17 protein-coding genes are annotated in these 17046 nt (G+C 60.0%); 2 read left to right on the top strand and 15 right to left on the bottom strand.

All coding sequences use genetic code 11. The annotated features are described in order from the left end of the window. Window positions 1–232: 232 nt before the first annotated feature. The 6 genes from KUV72_RS11490 to KUV72_RS11465 all read right to left on the bottom strand — a co-directional run bounded on the left by KUV72_RS11490 (window position 233) and on the right by KUV72_RS11465 (window position 5809). Entirely contained in the window at window positions 233–1378 is a 1146-nt protein-coding gene (locus KUV72_RS11490) for an NADH-dependent flavin oxidoreductase (RefSeq protein ID WP_222238472.1), read from the bottom strand. Between the two features lie 22 nt (window positions 1379–1400). Next, window positions 1401–2021 carry a flavodoxin gene (locus KUV72_RS11485; protein ID WP_222238470.1) on the bottom strand — a complete coding sequence of 207 codons (621 nt, stop codon included), beginning with the start codon at window positions 2019–2021 and terminating at the stop codon, window positions 1401–1403. A 27-nt stretch (window positions 2022–2048) separates the two neighbouring features. After that, on the bottom strand, window positions 2049–2876 hold the full coding sequence (locus KUV72_RS11480; protein ID WP_222238468.1) for an SDR family NAD(P)-dependent oxidoreductase: 828 nt from the start codon (window positions 2874–2876) through the stop codon (window positions 2049–2051). Between the two features lie 197 nt (window positions 2877–3073). Continuing rightward, on the bottom strand, window positions 3074–3712 hold the full coding sequence (locus tag KUV72_RS11475; protein ID WP_222238466.1) for an SDR family oxidoreductase: 639 nt from the start codon (window positions 3710–3712) through the stop codon (window positions 3074–3076). Between the two features lie 189 nt (window positions 3713–3901). Next, window positions 3902–4810: an alpha/beta hydrolase gene (locus tag KUV72_RS11470; RefSeq protein WP_222238464.1), complete on the bottom strand. Its 909-nt coding sequence runs from the start codon at window positions 4808–4810 to the stop codon at window positions 3902–3904. 81 nt (window positions 4811–4891) lie between these two features. After that, the gene (locus tag KUV72_RS11465) at window positions 4892–5809 is read right to left on the bottom strand and encodes an alpha/beta hydrolase (RefSeq protein ID WP_222238462.1); all 918 of its coding nucleotides are present in this window, start codon (window positions 5807–5809) and stop codon (window positions 4892–4894) included. 152 nt (window positions 5810–5961) lie between these two features. On the opposite strand from KUV72_RS11465, the gene KUV72_RS11460 reads away from it, so the two are divergent. Continuing rightward, entirely contained in the window at window positions 5962–6855 is an 894-nt protein-coding gene (locus tag KUV72_RS11460) for a LysR family transcriptional regulator (RefSeq protein ID WP_222238460.1), read from the top strand. A 340-nt stretch (window positions 6856–7195) separates the two neighbouring features. Further along, complete coding sequence (locus tag KUV72_RS11455) at window positions 7196–7732, top strand: DUF3833 domain-containing protein (protein WP_222238458.1); 537 nt, start codon at window positions 7196–7198, stop codon at window positions 7730–7732. A 5-nt stretch (window positions 7733–7737) separates the two neighbouring features. On the opposite strand, the gene KUV72_RS11450 is transcribed toward KUV72_RS11455, so the two are convergent. From KUV72_RS11450 to KUV72_RS11410, 9 genes are all read right to left on the bottom strand, one after another. Then, window positions 7738–8496, bottom strand: a complete 759-nt coding sequence (locus KUV72_RS11450; protein WP_222238456.1) for a FadR/GntR family transcriptional regulator — start codon at window positions 8494–8496, stop codon at window positions 7738–7740. Between the two features lie 161 nt (window positions 8497–8657). Next, window positions 8658–9461, bottom strand: a complete 804-nt coding sequence (locus tag KUV72_RS11445) for an NAD-dependent epimerase/dehydratase family protein (protein WP_222238454.1) — start codon at window positions 9459–9461, stop codon at window positions 8658–8660. Between the two features lie 142 nt (window positions 9462–9603). Beyond that, the gene (locus tag KUV72_RS11440) at window positions 9604–10467 is read right to left on the bottom strand and encodes an amidohydrolase family protein (protein WP_315857888.1); all 864 of its coding nucleotides are present in this window, start codon (window positions 10465–10467) and stop codon (window positions 9604–9606) included. Continuing rightward, window positions 10464–11606, bottom strand: a complete 1143-nt coding sequence (locus tag KUV72_RS11435) for a mandelate racemase/muconate lactonizing enzyme family protein (protein WP_222238453.1) — start codon at window positions 11604–11606, stop codon at window positions 10464–10466. Before KUV72_RS11435 ends, KUV72_RS11440 begins: the two co-directional genes overlap by 4 nt. Before the next feature lie 41 nt (window positions 11607–11647). Continuing rightward, window positions 11648–12928, bottom strand: a complete 1281-nt coding sequence (locus tag KUV72_RS11430; RefSeq protein ID WP_206938731.1) for a TRAP transporter large permease — start codon at window positions 12926–12928, stop codon at window positions 11648–11650. Window positions 12929–12930: 2 nt separating this feature from the next. Then, the gene (locus KUV72_RS11425) at window positions 12931–13557 is read right to left on the bottom strand and encodes a TRAP transporter small permease (protein ID WP_315857887.1); all 627 of its coding nucleotides are present in this window, start codon (window positions 13555–13557) and stop codon (window positions 12931–12933) included. Window positions 13558–13784: 227 nt separating this feature from the next. Further along, a complete protein-coding gene (locus KUV72_RS11420) occupies window positions 13785–14786 on the bottom strand; it encodes a TRAP transporter substrate-binding protein (RefSeq protein WP_206938729.1) in 1002 nt (333 codons plus the stop codon). Window positions 14787–15305: 519 nt separating this feature from the next. Then, window positions 15306–16295, bottom strand: a complete 990-nt coding sequence (locus KUV72_RS11415) for a transporter (RefSeq protein ID WP_222238452.1) — start codon at window positions 16293–16295, stop codon at window positions 15306–15308. Between the two features lie 238 nt (window positions 16296–16533). Next, complete coding sequence (locus tag KUV72_RS11410; RefSeq protein ID WP_206938725.1) at window positions 16534–16926, bottom strand: ectoine synthase; 393 nt, start codon at window positions 16924–16926, stop codon at window positions 16534–16536. Between the last annotated feature and the right edge of the window lie 120 nt (window positions 16927–17046).

The following is a 17046-nucleotide window of genomic DNA, read 5'->3' as shown; positions in this document are numbered from 1 at the left end:
GCGAAGTCCGTGCGTCATATCCAGCCCAGCACGGGCGTCCTCGCACCATGGAAGTGAACATAGCTACCGACCAAGCCGTCAGCAACGCTCGGTATATCAGCACTCTATGGTAAATATTGTGCCAATTGTCGGTTTCAGCTCTCGTTCAGAACCAGGATCACTGAGCGATATTCGCGCTGTCTTGTCGGCTCAGTGATGCCGGGTTCATACTCAATTGGCTTCTACAACACTGTCAGGCCCCTTCATGCCGAGGAAACCATCCTGGTGTGGTGCGGATGATGTGCCATAACTTATTGGGGATTGCATTCCTGGCAGGGTCTTGTGACATATCCATGGCCTTGCGGATGTGGAATTCGTCGCCTGCCTTGGCCAGCTCCACCCAATCCGGAGTGACGGCCAGCCCTCTGCCCACAGCCACGAGGGGCAGACCCAGTGCCAAAGCATCGCGCGCCTGCTGTGCCGTATAGATCTCTCCCGCAGCGAGCAACGGCACTCGGTCGGCCACGCGGTCGATAATGATCTCCGCGTTGGTTCTGCCACCGCTGACGCTATCCTGGGGTGTACTCGACAGCACCTTCTTTAGGGAGACATGCAGATAGTCGACTTGTTCTTCTACCAGCTGATCCATGAGTGCACAGGCATCGGTGATGCGTAAGGCTCCTTCATCCGCTTCCTCGGGAGAGAATCGGTAGCCGAGTAAAAAAGGGCGCTGTGCGTGTAAGGATATGACACGCTTAACCTCCCGCACGACTTCCAATGGAAACCGCATACGGTTTTCCAGCGAGCCGCCCCATTCGTCGTTACGCTGGTTGAAGCGCGGCGAAAAGAAGTTCTGGATAAGAAACCCGTGCGCGCCATGCAACTCAATACCATCGAAGCCGGCGTCGATGGCTCGCCGTGTGGCTTCTCCAAAGGCGCGAATGACCTCCCGGATTTCTTCATGGTCGAGTGCACGGCTACTGATGTCTCCTGAATTGAAGGGCCCAGGCGTGGCCCGCCCTGCGCTGGCACTGACCAGATCGCCGTCCGGGATCAAATGAGGCACCGCCTTGTTGCGCGCGTGGAAGATCTGTAGAACGGCGTGTGCGCCGCCACTCTTGGCCGCGTCTGCAAGCCTGCGCAGACTGGGGATGAAACGGTCGTCATACGCCGCAAATTCGTCAGTAAAGCCTATGCCGCTTCTTTGCACATGGGTACAGCCCGTGATCACCATGCCCACGCCCTGAGCTCGGGCACGGTACCAGGCCAGCTCCTGATCGGAGATGGTCTCGTCGTCGTTGGACGACCAGGTGGTCATGGGTGCCATCACCACTCGGTTGCGCAGCGTCACGCCTCTGGCGAAGGAAAAGGAACGGAACAGGGTATCGGTAGAAGACATTCTCGTTAACTCACTTGATGTTTTAAAACCACTCATCGTCGATGGCCTGGAGCATCTCTTCGGGCGGTAGCTGTTGCGTCATGCGCCCGCGCAGTACAGAGCGGTGTTCGAAGGACGCTGCGCCGTGCTCCATGACCTTGGCCCTGAACGCAGCGATCTGGTCGTAACCGAAGTTGCTGTTGAAGGTGTTGAATAACACAACATGTTGGCCATCGAAGCGATGGTGCTCGACGAAGGCCCAGATCGGCGGCGCAGGGCTATAGAACCACACGGGTGAGCCGAGCCAGACGGTGGAAAATGGCCTGAGGTCAATGGTGCTCGGGCTTATTTCGGGCAGGTTGCCGGGATCGTTGCGGCGTGCCTTGGCGTCCCAGGCTGAATGGCCCAAACCCCTCAGCCCTAGCTCGTATTCCGGCACTTCAAGAGCGTAGATGTTGGCATCGAGCCGTTTGGCCACCTGGCGTGCGGCCAGCGCTGTGTTACCCGAGCGTGAGAAATACACCACGGCAGTGCTCGTCAGCTTGGCTTCCGCTGGTGCGGCGTAAGGCACCATGGTGCTCACCTGCCGTGCCTGGTGGCTTTCGATGCTGGTGACGCCCACAAAGAAGCCCAGCACCGCCAGGCCCACCATAGAGAAGATCATGAGACCCCACTGAAAGAAGATCATGCCTTAGAAGTCTGTCGTATTGGTCAGGTGCTCGAACCCGCGCATTTCTTCGATACGCGCGATCAGAGAGGGCATCACGTAGTCCATCGCATCGTTGCCGATCAACAGCTGCCTTGGCGGGTTGTCCAAGGCCACCAGTTGCATGACGACCTTGGCCAACTTGACCGGGTCGCCTTGCTGCTGGCCATCTGCCGCAGCCAAGTCACGACTACTGCCGTATGGCTTGTAGTCGGCGATCGGGTTTTCGCCATGGATGGCGGAGCGGTCGTTCAAGAACTCTGTACGGAAGAATCCCGGCTCGATGGCCGTGACCTGGATGCCCAGCGGTGCCACTTCATCCGCTAGGGCCAGCGTCATACCTTCTACGGCGAACTTTGATGCTGAATAAAACGTGGCGTTGGCGGTCGCCTTGACGCCTGCAATCGATGAGGTGTTGAGGATGCGGCCGCTCTGCTGTGCCCGCATCACAGGCAGTACGGCTCGCAAGACATTAGCCATTCCGAAGACGTTGGTGGCAAACTGCGCTTCAATCTGTGCTGCGGTGGCTTCCTCGAGGCGGCCCAGCAAGCAAAACCCTGCGTTGTTGACCAGCACATCTATGCGGCCAAAGTGGTGCATGGTGGTATCCACGGCGGTCTTAGCCTGTGCCTCGCTAGTGACATCCAATTCCAGCAGTTTGATACGGTCCCGTGGGGCGTCGGCGAATACCTCAAGCAGTTTATCCAACGTGCGTCCGGTAGCAGCAACCTTATCGCCTTGCTGCAAGGCGGCTTTGACAATTTCGACGCCCATGCCGCGGGTGGCGCCGGTGACGAACCAGGTACGGCTCATGATGTGTCCCCTTTACTAGATGGAAAAACCCGATGGGAAGTGTTCGTTGGCGCAGACCATCGCAAAAGCCGCCGGCGGCAAACGTGAGAGCACAACAAATCGCCCGGCGTGCTCATCCTTCCCCTACGCTCTCGACCATGGCGCCGATACAAGCCTTCATCGGAGGGAAGGGTGATGATGGTTGGCGCCCGTTGGGATTACATGAAGTAGGGCTTGTCGCCGTCGGTATGAGCCTTGTTAACGCCCAGGTTGGCGGCGACGTGACGTGCTGGCGAGTCGATGACCTTTACGATCAGGTCCGCCACGCTCTTGCGTGACACCACGGTGCCCTTGAACGGCTCGTCTCTGTCGGTCAGCTCGTAGTCCACCTCGTCCTCATCCGTCAGCCAGGCCGGCCGCAGGATGGTGTAATCGAGCCCCGAGGCCTCGATAGCATCGGCAGCACGGCGGAAGGGCTTGAGGTCCTCGCCGATGGTGGCATTGTTCCACTCGCCAAAGGCTCCGGGGATCTCGTTATAGATCCCTAGGGCCAGCACAAAGACCAGCCGTTTGACGCCTGTGGCCTGCATGGCGGCGATGACACTCTGGGCCTGTCTGACCAGGTCTTCGCCGGTAAGGTTGGCATAGACAATATCCTGGCCAGCCATGGCGCTTTTCAGCAGCTTCTTGTCCAGTACGTTGCCGATGACGACCTTGGCGTTGGCGGGCTCGTTGCCCGTGAGTTTTCTGGGATCGCGCAGCAGCAGTGTCTGGCTGATGTTCTGTTCGTTGGCCAATGCCTTGACCACCCATATGGAGATCTGGCCGTTGGCGCCAAGGATGAGGACGTTTTGCATGATGGGTTTCCTGTTTCGGGTTCAATTGCTGAAGGTAACGTTCGAAGCCCAGCCATGCTCAGGTGTCGGCGAAGCGTGGCCGTTTCCATGCCTGGAGCCCTGCAAGCCACGCGCGCGGAGGAGAAGGAGAAGAAGGGCCCCGCCGCATGAGGCTCGCGCGGCGGGGCTGGGGCGAGACGGCGCAGACGCTTATTCGCCAGCCACGTGCTGCTTAAGGAACGGCAGCATCTGCTCCATCGCCAGCGCAACCGGTTCGGCCTGGTCGTAGAGGTCGTAATGCGACCAGCCCTGCAGCGACACCAGTTGGCGGTCTTTCGAGGCGGTGGCGCGGCCATATGCCTCCATTCCGTCGCAATAGGCACCGAATGCACCCGCCTTCTGGCCGATCACAACCATCATCGGCTGGTTCATCAGGGTCTCCGAAAAGTTGAAGGCGTCCCAGGCCAGCGTCTGCTGAGCGTGGCTGAACAGCATCCGAGTCCAACCGCCAGGCTGCTGCCCGCGCGGGGTCTTGTAATAGTCGGTGGCCTCGAACACGTCGATCTCGGTCAGCCCTGCTGCGGTGGCCGCCTCGGGGCTGGCGGGCAGAAGTTCGTTGACTTGCAATTCACCACCAAGGGCTTCCTTGGTGCGCTGCGCGGCCATGGCATCCAGCGCGCCCAGCGGGTTGTATTGGCTGAAGCCCTCGCGGAACAGGCGGCCGATATTGACCGGCGTGATGCCCACTACGGCTTTGATCCGCTTTTCTGTCAGCGTGGCGTTGAGGATGTAGCCGCCGCCTCCGCAAATGCCGATGCCGCCGATGCGCTCCGCATCGACGTAAGGCAGCGTCACCGCATAGTCGATGACATGGCTGACATCCGCGACACGCTGCGACGGGCTTTCGATCCAACGCGGTGCGCCGCCGGACTCACCCTGGTAACTGGCGTCAAAGGCGATGACAACAAAGCCATGTTCGGCCAACGCCTTGCCGTACACCGCGCTGGAGGTCTGCTCCTTGCAGCTGCCGAAGGGGTGCACGCTGATAATTGTCGGGTACTTCTTGTTTCGGTCGAAGCCGGGCGGTGTCAGGATCAGGGTGGCGATGTCCCATGCCATGTCTGGGTTCCTGAAGGTCACGCGCTCAGTGGTTGTCGATGGTGCTGTCATGGTTGCCTGCTCCGGTTCAGAGGAATGGATTTACTTCAGCCTGGCCGTGAAGAACGGGGCCAGTTGCGACACGGCCTCATCTACGTGCCGGGGTACGTCGTACAGCGACATGTGATTGGCACCCTCGACGACGTGCATCTGCTTGTCCTGGCTGGCGGCGCGTGCCAGCAGGTCGTCGCTCATCCACTTGCTGCCGGCTACACTGCCAGCCACGGCCAGGATCGGCTGGGTCAGGAAAGCCTCGGCCTTGTGGTAGGCGTCGTAGGTGATGATCTGGTTGAGGTTGCGGGTCAGCGCGAAGCCGGGGGCGTTCGGATGCTCGCTGCGCGGGGTGTGGTAATACTCCCAGGCTTCGCGCAGCTCGGCGTTGGGCGCGTCTTCTTCCTTCATCGGGGCTAGCGGGATGGTGGCGTATTCGTTCGCGCTCGCGTCGCTGCTGCGCGCGTTGGAGCCGAATTCCAGCAGGCTTACAGCGTCGGCATCCTTGACGGTATTTTCCCAGCCGTTACGGAACATCTGGCCGATGTTCACGGCGCTGACCATTCCCAGCGCTTTGATACGGCGGTCGTTGATGGCGGCGTTGGCGCTGTAGCCCGCGCCGGCGCAGATGCCCATGGCGCCGATCTTGTCCTGATCCACATAGGGCAGTGTGGTCAGGTAGTCAATCACGGCGCTCACGTCTTCGGTGCTGATATAGGGATTTTCCAACTGGCGTGGCTCACCGGTGCTTTCTCCCTGGTAGGAGCGGTCGAAGGCAATGGTGATGAGGCCATTTTCGGCCAGCTTGCGGGCATACAAGCCGGCGGTTTGCTCCTTTACGCCGCCACCAGGGTGCGAGACCACTACGACGGGATAAGCCTTGCCGTCATCGAAGCCGGCAGGGAAATGAATATCCGCGGCGAGGGTGGTGCCTTGGCCGTTGAGGGTCGGGATGCTGACGCTTTTCATGGTGAGGCTCCTATCGGGATCATCGGGTGTGTACCGCTCAATATCGACAAGATTAGGAGTTCTACTGTTTTCGATAAACGGCTCTATAATGGCATGACTGTTAAGTCACGGTTACCAATATGCCCTTGGATCCCACGCAATACCCGGGACTGGTGTGGTTCTTCCACATTGCCCGCCATCGCAGCTTCACCAGGGCCGCCACCGAGATGGAAGTGTCGCGTGCCGCGCTGTCCCAGCAGCTCAAGACTCTGGAGCAGCAGCTGAACGTTCGCCTGTTGAATCGAACCACTCGGAACATGTCATTGACTGAAGAAGGGCAGCGACTTTATGACTCGCTGAAGCCAGCTCTGGGGTCCATTGAGCGGGCCGTCTCAGAAGTGGGCGAGGCCCAGGCGGAGCCGTCGGGGGTCATCCGGATCAATACATCCCGGGTCGCGTCCCGACTGTTGCTGGAACCTCGAATGGACGAATTTCTCGCTCGCTACCCAAAGTTGCGCCTGGAGCTCGTCATGAACGATGGCTTTTCCAACATCGTCTCCGAAGGGATGGATGCCGGATTGCGTCTCGGGGAGAGCTTGGATGAGCATATGGTGGCTGTGCCGGTGACGCCGCCGATCGAGATGGCCATCGTTGCCTCTCCCGAGTACATCAAGCGGCATGGTATCCCGACGACGCCAGCCGATCTCGTCCAGCACAACTGTCTGGGTTATCGATTCGCGTCAAGCGGTGCGATCGATCGTTGGGGCTTTACCTCACCAGAGCCAGACGGGCGAAGCCTGGTGTTTGAACCCAAAGGAAACGTGATCTTCAATGATGACGACAGCATGTTGAATGCTGCAGTCAGAGGGGTCGGCTTGGTGAAGCACCTGGATCTGTGCGTCCGTCAGCAGCTGTCGGACGGAACCTTGGTTCGGGTCCTGCAGCCGTGGTGTCAGCCTTTTTCCGGGTTCTATATGTACGTGCCATCGCGAGCGCACATGCCTGCCAAGATCCGAGCACTGATTGATTTCCTGGTAGACCAGCGATCGAGCTTCGAGCGGAAGTGATCGCGTGCAAAGGATCTCTTGGCATTGATCCCTGATGAAGGACGGGCCAGGGTAGGGCTCAGTGCTGTCTCGCCATTCGCTGGCTTAAAGCAGCTACCCAAGGCGATGCCTGAGCTCAAGGTATGCCACCAGTCCTGGTATCTCTGGATCAAGCCTGGTATCTCTGGATCCAGCGTTTTCGGGTCTGGGCTATCCAGGTCGATGCTTTCCACATCTCCCTTCACACTGCGCATTTAACATAATATAGATTATGCGAACTATTGAAGAATGGCTCACTGATGGCAGTCCCACCCGTTATTCCCTATATTTACTGTACGACACTTCTACAAGGATCTTTGCAATGTACAGTAAAATCCGATGGGCCGCCGGGCTGGCCGTGCTTCTGATATTGGTGAGTTGCGCCAATGTCGACGTCGCACGCTACGCTGGAACGACGCCGCGGCTCGATATCGCCGAGTACTTCGACGGCCAGACGCGAGCCTGGGGCATGGTCCAAGACTACAGCGGCGAGGTGCAGCGACGCTTCACCGTCGACATTGAAGGCCGCGTCGACGGCGATACCCTGACCCTGGATGAGCGATTCACCTACGCGGACGGTGAAACCGACCGTCGGGTGTGGACCTTCGAGCGAGGTGACGGTGGACGCTGGCAAGGCCGTGCCAGCGACGTCGAGGGCATTGTCATGGCACGTCAGGCGGGTCACGCCTTCCACATGCGCTACCCACTCGAGGTTCGTGTCGGCGAGCGGGACATCACCTTCACCATGGATGACTGGATGTACCTGCAGCCAGACGGTCGACTGATCAATCGCACCACCATGTCAAAGTTCGGTGTGACGCTCGGGGAAGTCACCCTGGTGTTCGAGCGTACTCCCTAACCCTCCTACTTTTTTTCCTTGAACTGCTGGTAGGTCTCGCGGGCGCGCTCCAGATGTCGTGCCATGGCAGCTCTAGCAGCATCGGGCTGGCGTGACAGGATCGCGTCGAGCACGTCCTGATGCTCCGCCTCCACGCGCTTTAGATAGGTCACGCTGGATTCGGCATTGACTTCGCTGGACGCGAGTTTCGAGCGCGGAATCGCGCTCAGATCCAGCTGTTCCAGCGCCTGGGGGAAAAACGGGTTGTGCGTCGCCTGAGCGATGGCATGGTGAAAGTCGAAATCCTCGTTGCGTGCCTGACTGCGCTGTTGGCGCGCCTTGACGAAGGCTTGGTGAGATTCTTTAAGCCGATCGACATCCGCCAGCTCATGGCGCTCGGCGGCCAATGCCGCCGCCGCAGGCTCAAGGTTCAAGCGCAGTTCAAGCACGTGCAGGATATCTTCTACGGTGGTCGGCCTGATGCGCTTCGCTGGCATGGCTTCTGCGGGCGCCTGGCGAATAACGGTGGTGCCAACCCCACGCCTGGCCTCGACCAGGCCCAGGGACTTCAGATGGGCCACCGCTTCACGGATCACCGTGCGGCTGACACCAAAGGAGTCGCACAGACCGCTCTCCGTGGGCAGTTTTTCCCCTACAGAGATGGTGCCAGCGGTGATCAACCCCTCCAGTTGGTCGGCCACATTCATGGAAAGGCTGCCCTCACGGGTCAGCTTCTTGACGTTGAGCGGTACCGGTTCCGTTCGGGGTACAGGCTTGGCTGCCATGGTCGATTCCTCTTCAGTGCGCATGCAGGACGCACGTCTTTCCGCAAAGCGTCATTGTAACAGGGTGTTGACGGCGGGTCTTTTAGGCGATCACCGCCGACATTCCTCGTTATTTGGTACAGGGTCGCCCGCCTTGGCGATGCGCCGCTGTGCCCATTGGTTCAATCATCCGGGTGGCCCTGGGCGGTAAATTTGCCGCCCTGAAAGCGCACGGCTGGGTCGTTCGGGTCCAGGCGCCCTTCCCTTGCCTCCGTCTGGGCTCTCCAGGGCTCCGAGCTGTCCTTGGGTACCCAGCCCAAGAATCCCGCCTCGCGGTTGTCCCACCATTGCTCGGCGTTGTTGGATGCGCCATACACCACGGTATAGCCGAGCTTGGGTGCAACGAAGGCGCGCTCCAATAATGCCACGAAGTCGTCGACGCTCATCCAGGTCGCCAGCATTCGAGTGTCGGCCGGTTCTGGAAAGCAGGAGCCGATCCGCACGGCGAGGGTTTCCACCCCGAATTTGTCAAAATACAGACTGGCCAGGTCCTCGCCGAAGCACTTTGACACCCCATACAAAGAGTCCGGTTTGTGCGGAACCCGGGCATCCAGACGTTCGGTGCGTGGATAGAAGCCGATGGCATGATTGGAGCTGGCGAAGACAATGCGCGAACACTGCTGCTGCCGAGCCGCCTCGTAGAGATGATAGGTACCCATGATGTTGGCGGGCAGAATCTCCTGCCAGGAGCGCTCTACCGAAACGCCACCGAGGTGAAGAATGCCGTCGCAGCCGTCGACCAGGCGCATGACCGCAGCACCATCAGCGAGGTCCGCCCGCACGACTTCCTCGTTATCTGCCGTTGACCCGCCTGGTAGTTCCGCCACGTCGGACAGCCGAATGTGGCGAGCAAGACGGCCCAGGTGCGGTCGCAGGGCCTGGCCTAGTCCACCCGCTGCGCCGGTTACCAGTAGTCGATTCAGCATGTCAGTCTCCTTGATCTGTACGCCCGTTGAATGTCTCGACTGTCGTCTCTATCCCGGCCAGGCTGAGCGTGCTGATGCTTATGCTCATTCACGGCTCGGGCCATTGATCGTTACTCTGCCAACAAGCCTGTTCTCAAGCTATTCAGCTGGCAAACCCATACAGCGTGGCCGGGTTATCGACCAGGATCTTCTGACGTTGCGCTTGTGTTGCCCAGCTCAACAGAATATCCAGCTGGTCAGGGTCGTCCGGGTATTGCTCCCGTGGCACGCCGACATGTGGCCAGTTGCTGCCCCACAGGATTCTCTCTGGCGCGTGGGCGATCACCCGTCGAGCAATCGCGCCCACGTCCTCGTACTGGGGTCCTCCGGTCACGCTCGATTCGTAGCCGGCGCAGATCTTGAACCAGGCATTGCCCCGATCCAGCAATCGCAGAATCGCGTCTACGCGGCGGTCATCAGCGGGAACTGGATCCATGAACTTGCCGATGTGGTCAATGATGTACGGGCAGTCGATGCCTTGTAAGGTTGGCAAGTGCTGGTCCAGCTCTCGGCCATTGAATTGCACCATCAAGTGCCAACATAGTGGACGGATCAGCGGCTCGATCTGCTTGAGTTGAGCGATCGGCACGGCGCCACCGGGCAAGTTCATGATCCTGGCACCACGGATGCCTCGCGCGTGCCACTGCTCCAGGGTGCTCATCGAGGTATCGGGGGCCACCACGGCCACACCGCGGGCGCTATCAAGGCCGAGCTGGTCGAGGGAGCTCAGCAAGGCGCCATTGTCGAACTGGTAAGCGTTGGACTGGGTGACGACCACACGGTCCAGTCCCATCCAACGTTGATAGCGGCGCAAGTCGTCGACCGTCGCCAGTTCCTTGATCGGCGGCCCTCCTGGCTGAGCTTCAAAGCCCTCGAGATACAGGTGCACGTGACAGTCGGTAGCACCTGCCGGGGCTACCAGCCGAGGGTGGCGTCCTTCGAGTGGACGGGTATTGGCCGGAATCACAGGTTTGTCTCCTTGAGGGCGAAACGTGTCAGGGCGTCGCGATCGATGTCGATGCCAAGCCCAGGACCATCGGGGATCGACACCCAGCCGGCATCATGCTCCAAAGGCTTAAGCACCACGGCTTGCCGAAAGGGGTTGTGGGTACGGTCAAACTCCATGATGGGCTCGATAGGCTCGCGTCTCGGTGGGTTGGGTGGCAGCGCGGCCATGGCCTGAAGGCTGGCGGCAATACACACCGCAGTACCCCACACATGGGGGATCAGCCGCACGCCGTGCAGCGCGGCCATGTCCACCACCCGGCGCATTTCGGTGAAGCCCCCTACCCCACAAATATCCGGCTGGCAGATGTCGATGGCCCGACTGGCAAGCGGCTCTTGCATGGCATAGCGGCCGTGCCAGTTTTCACCACTCGCCACCGGCAGCGGCTGACCTTCACGCACCGCGCGATAGGTCGCTATCTGCTCCGGCAGTACCGGCTCCTCGAACCAGTCCACTCCGAAGGCCGCCGCCTGACGTCCCACTTCAAGTGCTTCCAGCAGATCGTAACCGTGGTTGGCGTCGATCATCAGGCGACGCCGAGGACCGATGGCTTCCCGCACCGCAGCGATGACACGCAGGTCCTCTTCGACGTTGAAGCCAATCTTGATCTTGACCCCGTTAAAGCCTTCCGCCGCATAGCCGGCGACCTCTGCCGCGATATCGCTGACGCGATCGACGCCGTCACGGCGAAAGGATCCAGTGGCGTAGGCCTCTACACGCTCTCTGAAGCGGCCTCCCAGCAACTCGGCAATGCTGGCCCCATAGTGCTTGCCCTTGATATCCCACAAGGCGATGTCGATGCCGCTGAGCGCGGTCATGGTCAGTCCACGCTGGCCTTGATCGCGCAACCGGTTGTACAGCTCGAGCCAGCGCTTTTCATGCTCAAGGGGGTTGGTGCCGATGAGGGACGTGGCATACGTGGCCACCACCCCCGCGTTGGCCTGGGCGGGGCCCAGGCATTCGCCCCACCCCACGGTGCCATCATCACAGGTGATCTCGACCAGGCAGTGCTGGCGGCGCTCGAAGCGCATGGAGGCACTTTCGAAGGCCTGGTCAAGGGGATGATCCAGTAGATGGGTCTGTACCTTGGCTATCTTCATGGGTGGTGCTCCGACGTCTTCTGCAGTGGGTCTAGGGGCGTTCATTGCAGCCAGTTGGGTAGCGCCATGGACAGTGCCGGTACATAGGTCACCAGCATCAGCGCAGCAAACAACGCCAGATAGAACGGCCAGATGGTACGCACGGTCTGCTCGATCTTGATCTTGCCCACCACACTGCCGACGAACAGACAGGCGCCTACCGGTGGCGTGCACAGGCCAAGGCCAAGGTTCATCATCATCATGATGCCAAACTGGATCGGATCCATGCCGAACTGGGTGGCGATGGGCAGGAAAATCGGTGTACAGATCAAAATCAGTGCGGCCATGTCCATGATCATGCCCAGAGCCAGCAGGATCAGGTTGAGCATCAGCAGAATGGCGATGGGATTGTCACTGATGCCCAGCAGCGCCTCAGTGAGCAGCTCAGGTACACTGTACAGCGCGAGCAGATAGGAAAATGCCGACGCGCAGCCCACCAGAATCATCACCAGCGCGGTGGTTCGCACCGACTGGTAGACAGCCTGTTTGAACGAGGCCCAGTTGAGCTCGCGATAGACCAGGGCGGTGATGACGATGGCGTAGATCGCACCGAAGGCACCGGACTCGGTCACCGTCAGCACCCCGGAGAGTACGCCGCCGACGATGATGACCGCCGTCAGAAGTCCTGGCAGTGCCGCCGCAAGGCTGACCACCAGCGCCTGCCAGCCGGGGAAAGGCTCGCCCTGATACCCTCGCTTCACCGCGACCAGATAGGCAGCCAAGGCCAGTAGCGCGCACATCACGATGCCCGGCACGATGCCCGCCATGAACAGCTGGGTGATGGACAGGCCGCCACCGGCCGCCACCGCATACAGAATCATGTTGTGACTGGGGGGGATGACGACGCCGGCCACCGACGAGGTGACGGTGACATTGACCGCATAGTCTGCGTCATAGCCCTTTTCCTTCATGACCGGAATCAGAATGGAACCCAGCGCCGAGGTGTCGGCCACCGCAGACCCTGAAATGCCGCCGAACAGCATCGATGAGGTGACGTTGACCACCCCCAGTCCGCCTCGCACACGGCCTACCGCAGCGGAAGCGAGTCTGACCAGACGCTGGGAAATCCCCCCATGCAGCATCAGTTCGCCGGCGAAGATAAAGAACGGAATCGCCAGCAGGGAAAATACCGAGATACCAGAGAGAATCCGCTGGAACGCGACAAACAGCGGCAGGCCCTCGTAGAGGAAGCCACCTACGGCGGCTAGCCCAACCGCAAAGGCAACGGGAGCCCCCACCGCAAGCCCCAGTGCAAACAGCCCAAAGACGATCGCCAGTCCCATGTTCAGGCCTCCTGTGTGGATGTCGGGTGGCCAGCGAGTCGCCGGACAATGTTGACCAGGGCGAACAGCGACATCAGCGCGCCGCAGATCACCAAGGGGGCTGCACGCCAGCTTTCAGAAAGCCCAAGCATGGGAATCGGCCGCGCCAGGTTGGTCATCATCAACAGCCAGCCCTGCCACGCCATGAAACCGCCAAATACCAGCACGAACAGGTCAGCAAGATGGTGCATCAGCGTCTTTATCGGTCCGGGCATGGCATCCCTGAGCAGATCGATAGACAGGTGAGCGTTGTGGCGAACCCCCGCTGCGGTGCCAAGGCACGTGATGTACACCACGCACAGCAAGGCGGATTGCTCCACCCAGGTGGGCGTGTCATTGAGGATGTAGCGACCAAACACCAACCAGCCGAAGGTGATGATCAAAAACACCAGCAAGACCCCTGCCACCATGATGCAGCCGTGGGCCAGGCTATCCAGCAGCCGGTCCAGCGTATCCGGCGGCTGCCGCTGATAGCGAATGGAGCGGGATTCAGGCGACGCCGGCGGAAAGGCCCCGCGGCGCGTCGACGTTGACCCTTCCGAGGCGCTGGGTACTGGCTCCGCCGAAGACGATTGATGGGGTGCTTTCACACAGATACCTCCCTGCCGGCCCCATGCAGGGGCCGGCCTAGCCTGATCGCAGAGGAAACACGGCATCATCGCCTGAGCGCATGAGTTGTTGCGTTGCGCGGTGCTCGAACACCTCACCTATGCCGCATGGGCTCCGACTTCTTCGCTTCCGGAGCCTTGCGTGTCATTGCGCTCGGCTGATGTCGTCAGTGCTTCCTTGGGCTGACGATGTCAGCGCGTCCGTGAGGTTAGTCGGCCTGCGCCGCGCGAATGTCATCGACCAGAGATGCAAGGTCGGGGTTATCGCTCAGGAAGCCGTCATAGACCGGTTCCATCAGCGTCTGGAAGGCCGTCTTGTCGGGCACTTCATTGATTTCGACGCCGGCATCAAGCGCCTTTTGACGGCTGGCCTCGGTGCGCTGGGCCCACAGCTCCCGTTGCTCGCTGGTGGCGATCGCCGCTGCCTCCCTGATGGCCGCCTGATCGTCGGCCGAGAGCTGCTCCCAGCTACTTCTGGCCACGCACAGGCACTCTGGAATCACTAGGTGATTGGTCAGCGAGTAATAGCGGGCTACCTCGTAGTGACCGCTGGACTCATAGGAGGGGAAATTGTTTTCCGCACCATCGATCACACCCGTGGTCAGCGACTGATAGACCTCCCCGTAGGCCATCGGCGTGGCATTACCGCCAAGAGCGTCGATCATCTCCACGTACAGGTCGTTGTTCATCACCCGCACCTTCATGCCCTTGACATCATCAGGGGTCTGCACCGGATGATCGGTGTTGTAGAGGCTGCGTGATCCGGCGCCAAACCAGCCAATGGCGATCAAGCCTTGCTCTTCCATGGCAGCAGCGAAGCGGTCACCGATCTCGCCGTCCATCAGCTCATACATGGCCTCTTCGCTTTCAAAGATGAACGGCAGTGACAGCACATTGGCCGCAGGCACCATGGGCCCCATCGGTCCCATGTTGAAATTACCGAAGTCCAGCGCTCCATTACGCGTCTGCTCTATGGCGTCGGGCTGATCTCCCAATACGGCATTGTGGTAGACCTTGGGGGTGATCCTGCCGTCGGTCTTGTCATCGACCTGCTTGGCAAAGGTCTCGAGCGCAATGCTATTGGGATACTCCGGTGGGTGAATGTTCCATCCCCGCCACTGTTCCGCCATGGCGGGGGTAGCAACAAGTCCCACGCTGGCAGTAACGGCAGCAAGGATGGCGGCGTTGGTGGCATGACGTGCAGAAGACATGGCGAGACCTCGTATCGACGTTATTGCTGTTGTTGTCATCTCTGGCGCCCGGAGGAATGCCCTACCCTGCGGCTCCCCCCGTCTGGCGCCAGGCTCACACCTGACCTTGTTATATTATGTATGACAAAGTAGTGTCTTGAGCATCCAGATCGCAAGTCGCAGATAACATCTTTTGACTAAAGTGCAAGGTCTTACTGTGAGCCAGCAACGGGACATATGAGCGCGAGTGTTATCTCGGCGAGATACGGAAGCGGCGCGAGTCCAAGCTGCATCGCGCCGATGCCAGACATCACCAGTGACCTTTGGTGGGCAGCGGAAACACGCAAGGTGTCAATAGTTGTAAATCCGCAATTCCAGAGCCGATATGGGCACGGCCTGACCTGAGCCTGGCGCTCGCAGGCAGGAGCGCCCTGGTGTCATGTGGTGCTCGGTAAGTGACGCGGCTATCACCATTGGCATGTGCAACAGTTTCTGGACCGCCGCGTGTCTCAAGCGGCCTTCAAGCCCTGCACAAGGGCCCTAGAAGGCCCAGGCGGCGGACAAGGAGACGGTATCGCCGTCAAAGCGGTTTTCCGAGGACACGTCGTGAAGCCACTTGCCGATCAGCGTGACCGGTGTCTGCCCCAGGGAAACGCTCTTCATGAAGGCCGGCCCCACCCCTGCTCCACTACTGCGAAAGCCATCATCCAGACGGTCGGGCACCGGCCCGGAGTCCGACTCCAGCTGCTCGTAGACATAACCGGCTACGCCAAGGCCGAAACCCGGCGTCACATATTTGGCGGCCAACACATCCAGGTGAAATTCGTCCCCGGTCGTATAATCGGTGGCATCGTTCTCGAAGTTGAACAGGATGCCAGCCGTCAGTGACAGGTCCCAGCCGCTTGCCGGTAGCCAGCTATAGGTGATTGTCGGGTCGATGGCCCAATAGTGGCGCCCCAGATTGATGCGATCATCTTCGTCGTAGCGTCCCACCGGGATATTCACTCCCACCGCTGCGGTGGTGTGATGCGCGCCGTTGGCCCAATTCAACGCAATGGGCACCAGATACGGGTCACCGAAGCCATCATTGCTGCCCGTGCTGAAGCGCTCTTGCCCGGCAAATTCGGCGTTGAGATCTACGCTGACATCAAACACATAGGGAATGTTGATGCCAGCAATGTAGGTAGCCCCCAGCCATTCCACGTCTGTGACCCAGGTAAGCTTCAGCAGGTTGAACCACAGGGTCTGCTCAAGGCCCGCATCCAGTCTACCGCCCAAAGGTCTGGCACCGATCTCCCCTTCGTAACGTACCAGATCATTGCGCGCGTAGACGCCGGGCGGCGGTGCAAGCCCGGCAGCAAAATCGTTATAGGCCCCGGGAACATAGATACTGCTTGCGCCCTCTGAGGCGTGGGCGGAGGCCGCGATCGAAAGGAGCAACGGGGCTGCGAACACCGATAGCCAAGGACGGGACGAGCGCCCTTCCAGGCGGGGGTAGCGGTAGTCGGCAGCAAGACAACGGGCAGGCATGGTCAGCGCTTCCATCAGATGGTGTGAAGCAAAGTATAGGGGGGCTGCCCAACTTTTTGGCACAATTTGCAAATTGCCTGACGTAGCGACGGATCCAACGAGACGTCGTGGCCGAGTTGGCAGCGACGTCAGTGACGGCGTCTTGTATCAATCTGCGCCAACGTTGGGATGTCAAAACGACAGCGGCGCCCACCAGGGGCGCCGCTGTTGTGCTTGGCTGTTATTGCCATCACACCGTTCAGTCATCGGCCGGAGCGTAGGAGCCATCCTCGCGATGCACTTCCTTGCCGGTCAGTCCCGGTGTGAAGACACAGGCCAGGTGCATGGTCTTGCTGGCCCGCAGCAGGTGCTCGTCATGCTGGTCCAGGATATAGATATCACCTGGCTTGATCGGCCAGATCTTGCCGTCGGCCAGAGTCTCGACCTCACCTTCACCCTCGATGCAGTAGACCGCCTCGAAGTGATGCTTGTAATGGATGTGAGTCTCGGTGCCTTCGAAGATACGCGTGATATGGAACGAGCACTGACCGCCATCATCGGCGAGCATCAGTCGGGTGCTGTCCCAGTTACCGTTTTCTGCCTTGACCAGGCGATCGGTTTGACGTGCTTCTTCCAAGTTACGAACGATCATTGAACACTCCATTGTCAGGGGGTTTCGACGGGCCATGGTGCACCATCCCTCGGGACGTTGGTGCCACCATGACCCTCGATCTTATCAGGCCGTGGCTATCTCAGGGCTAAGCCAGGATGA

It is taken from the genome of Halomonas sp. DP4Y7-1 (assembly GCF_019800705.1).
Lineage (GTDB): Bacteria > Pseudomonadota > Gammaproteobacteria > Pseudomonadales > Halomonadaceae > Halomonas > Halomonas litopenaei_A.
The sequence above is the reverse complement of the archived record's forward strand: the minus strand, read 5'-3'. Positions and strand labels throughout refer to the sequence as shown.

Excerpts from the sequence above, each read along its gene's own strand:
- KUV72_RS11420 (WP_206938729.1), bottom strand. The coding sequence starts at position 14,786 with ATGTCTTCTGCACGTCATGCCACCAACGCCGCCATCCTTGCTGCCGTT.
- KUV72_RS11450 (WP_222238456.1), bottom strand. The coding sequence starts at position 8,496 with ATGGCAGCCAAGCCTGTACCCCGAACGGAACCGGTACCGCTCAACGTC.
- KUV72_RS11475 (WP_222238466.1), bottom strand. The coding sequence starts at position 3,712 with ATGCAAAACGTCCTCATCCTTGGCGCCAACGGCCAGATCTCCATATGG.
- KUV72_RS11430 (WP_206938731.1), bottom strand. The coding sequence starts at position 12,928 with ATGGGACTGGCGATCGTCTTTGGGCTGTTTGCACTGGGGCTTGCGGTG.
- KUV72_RS11410 (WP_206938725.1), bottom strand. The coding sequence starts at position 16,926 with ATGATCGTTCGTAACTTGGAAGAAGCACGTCAAACCGATCGCCTGGTC.
- KUV72_RS11470 (WP_222238464.1), bottom strand. The coding sequence starts at position 4,810 with ATGGCATGGGACATCGCCACCCTGATCCTGACACCGCCCGGCTTCGAC.
- KUV72_RS11435 (WP_222238453.1), bottom strand. The coding sequence starts at position 11,606 with ATGAAGATAGCCAAGGTACAGACCCATCTACTGGATCATCCCCTTGAC.
- KUV72_RS11415 (WP_222238452.1), bottom strand. The coding sequence starts at position 16,295 with ATGCCTGCCCGTTGTCTTGCTGCCGACTACCGCTACCCCCGCCTGGAA.
- KUV72_RS11465 (WP_222238462.1), bottom strand. The coding sequence starts at position 5,809 with ATGAAAAGCGTCAGCATCCCGACCCTCAACGGCCAAGGCACCACCCTC.
- KUV72_RS11485 (WP_222238470.1), bottom strand. The coding sequence starts at position 2,021 with ATGATCTTCTCTATGGTGGGCCTGGCGGTGCTGGGCTTCTTTGTGGGC.
- KUV72_RS11445 (WP_222238454.1), bottom strand. The coding sequence starts at position 9,461 with ATGCTGAATCGACTACTGGTAACCGGCGCAGCGGGTGGACTAGGCCAG.
- KUV72_RS11455 (WP_222238458.1), top strand. The coding sequence starts at position 7,196 with ATGTACAGTAAAATCCGATGGGCCGCCGGGCTGGCCGTGCTTCTGATA.
- KUV72_RS11490 (WP_222238472.1), bottom strand. The coding sequence starts at position 1,378 with ATGTCTTCTACCGATACCCTGTTCCGTTCCTTTTCCTTCGCCAGAGGC.
- KUV72_RS11480 (WP_222238468.1), bottom strand. The coding sequence starts at position 2,876 with ATGAGCCGTACCTGGTTCGTCACCGGCGCCACCCGCGGCATGGGCGTC.